The 1,346-nt window shown below is 65.8% G+C and carries 1 protein-coding gene; it reads left to right on the top strand.

What is annotated here, in order from left to right; translation table 11 throughout:
- Nucleotides 1-153: 153 nt before the first annotated feature.
- Nucleotides 154-1,346 (top strand): IS256 family transposase (locus tag BKN37_RS27170; protein WP_071030406.1); only part of this gene is annotated, 1,193 nt, incomplete at its 3' end.

The raw sequence follows: 1,346 nt of genomic DNA, 5'->3' as shown, positions 1-1,346 counted from the left end.
GGGTAAGTCCCCTGGGGTGGTGGGGTTTCGGGACCGGGGCTGATCTGGACGGATCCCTGTTGGGGTGTGTCGATACCGGGCTTGGGGTGGGCCATCGCGTAGTGGTCAATGAGTTACCTACCAAAGTGACTCAAGCAAAGGACACACAACGCGATGACCCAGAACCATTCTGCCCTGCTGTCGCGGCTCGACGAGCTCAAGTCGGCCGATTCACGGGCGGTGTTCGCCGAGTTGATCCGCGCCGGGTTGCAGGAGCTGATCGAGGCCGAGGTGAGCGCGGCGATCGGGGCCGGCCGCTACGAGCGCAACGCGCAGCGCAGTACGCAGCGCAACGGTCACCGGCCTAAGACGGTGGCCACGACGTCGGGGGATATCGAGGTGGGCATCCCCAAGCTGCGGGCCGGGTCGTTCTTCCCGTCGCTGCTGGAGCCGCGGCGCCGGATCGACAAGGCCTTGCACGCGGTGATCATGGAGGCTTACGTCCATGGGGTGTCCACCCGCAGCGTCGATGACCTGGTCACCGCGATGGGCGTCGCATCCGGAGTCTCCAAATCGGAGGTCTCCCGGATATGTGCGGGCCTGGACGCCGAGATCGAGGCGTTTCGCACCCGCAGCTTGACCCACACCGAGTTCCCGTACGTGTTCTGCGACGCCACCTTCTGCAAGGTGCGTGTGGGGGCGCACGTGGTCTCCCAGGCCCTGGTGGTGGCCACCGGTGTGTCGATCGACGGCACCCGCGAGGTGCTGGGCACCGCCGTCGGTGACAGCGAGTCCTACGAATTCTGGCGGGAGTTTCTGGCCTCGCTCAAGGCCCGTGGCCTGTCTGGGGTGCATCTGGTGATCTCCGATGCGCACGCCGGGCTCAAAGCCGCCGTGACCCAGCAGTTCACCGGGTCGGCGTGGCAGCGCTGCCGGGTGCATTTCATGCGCAACCTGCACACCGCGGTCTCGGCCAAGCATGCCCCGGCGGTGACCGCTGCGGTCAAGACGATCTTCGCTCACACCGACCCCGCCGAGGTCGCCGAGCAGTGGGACCGCGTCGCCGACACGCTGGCCGCCTCGTTTCCGAAGGTCGCCACCATGATGGGCGAGGCCAAGACCGACGTGCTGGCGTTCACCGCGTTCCCCAAGGCGCACTGGCAAAAGATCTGGTCGAACAACCCCATCGAGCGGCTGAACAAGGAGATCAAACGCCGCGCCGACGTCGTGGAGATCTTCCCCAACCCGGCAGCGTTCCTGCGCTTGGCGACCGCGGTGGTCATCGAATCCCACGACGAATGGCAAGTCACCCGCCGCTACCTCTCCGATGTCTCCATGGACGAGCTACGGGTGGTTATCGCCAAAAA

It is taken from the genome of Mycobacterium talmoniae (assembly GCF_001854525.1).
GTDB classification, from domain to species: Bacteria; Actinomycetota; Actinomycetes; order Mycobacteriales; family Mycobacteriaceae; genus Mycobacterium; species Mycobacterium talmoniae.
The sequence above is the reverse complement of the archived record's forward strand: the minus strand, read 5'-3'. Positions and strand labels throughout refer to the sequence as shown.